Annotated in this window: 1 protein-coding gene; it reads right to left on the bottom strand. The window is 73.4% G+C overall.

Annotated features, from left to right (window positions below; genetic code table 11):
* Positions 1-145: 145 nt before the first annotated feature.
* On the bottom strand, positions 146-823 hold the full coding sequence (locus IG78_RS0141060; RefSeq protein WP_030574906.1) for a response regulator transcription factor: 678 nt from the start codon (positions 821-823) through the stop codon (positions 146-148).
* Positions 824-954: the final 131 nt, after the last annotated feature.

The following is a 954-nucleotide window of genomic DNA, read 5'->3' as shown; positions in this document are numbered from 1 at the left end:
GTGGCGGGCGCGCCGAGGGCGGTGGTCACGGGCGGGTGGGGAACCCGCCGCGCAGCGGCGGAGACGGGGGGGCGCCCTGCGGCGGGGCAGGCCGAGGGCCGAGCGGGAACCCCGGCGGCCCGAACCGCACCCCCCCCGGCAGGGCCTAGCTCTTCTCGAAGCGGAAGCCCACCCCACGCACCGTGGCGATATACCGCGGATTGGCGGCATCGTCGCCAAGCTTCTTACGCAGCCAGGAGATGTGCATGTCGAGGGTCTTGGTGGACGACCACCAGGTCGTGTCCCAGACCTCGCGCATGAGCTGATCCCGAGTCACGACGCGACCGGCGTCGCGCACGAGGACACGCAGCAGGTCGAACTCCTTGGCCGTGAGCTGGAGCTCCTCCTCCCCCATCCAGGCCCGGTGCGACTCCACGTCGATCCGCACCCCGTGCGTGGCGGGCGGCTGCGGGGGCTCGGTGGCGCCGCGCCGCAGCAGCGCCCGTACGCGGGCGAGCAGTTCGGCGAGGCGGAACGGCTTGGTCACATAGTCGTCGGCCCCGGCGTCGAGCCCGACCACCGTGTCCACCTCGTCGGCGCGGGCGGTCAGGATGAGGATCGGCACCGTGTGACCCTCGGCACGCAGCCGGCGCGCGACCTCAAGGCCGTCCATGCCGGGCAGGCCGAGGTCGAGCACGACGAGGTCCACGCTGCCCTGCAGTCCGGCGTCGAGGGCGGTGGGACCGTCCTCGCGCACTTCGACCTCGTAGCCCTCGCGGCGCAGTGCGCGGGCCAGCGGCTCCGAGATGGACGCGTCGTCCTCGGCGAGCAGTACACGGGTCATGGGGTGATGGTAGTCCGCACCGGACCAGCGCAGGAGGCTGATCGCCACGCGACCCTCAACCCCCGGCCACACAGGCCCCCACCCCCGCCCACACCTCCGGCCACAGGTGTCACCACCGCCCACCCCCACCC

The sequence above is a fragment of the Streptomyces aureocirculatus genome (assembly GCF_000720475.1).
Lineage (GTDB): Bacteria > Actinomycetota > Actinomycetes > Streptomycetales > Streptomycetaceae > Streptomyces > Streptomyces aureocirculatus.
Note: the sequence above shows the minus strand (reverse complement) of the source record. Positions and strands in the feature narration are given on the sequence as shown.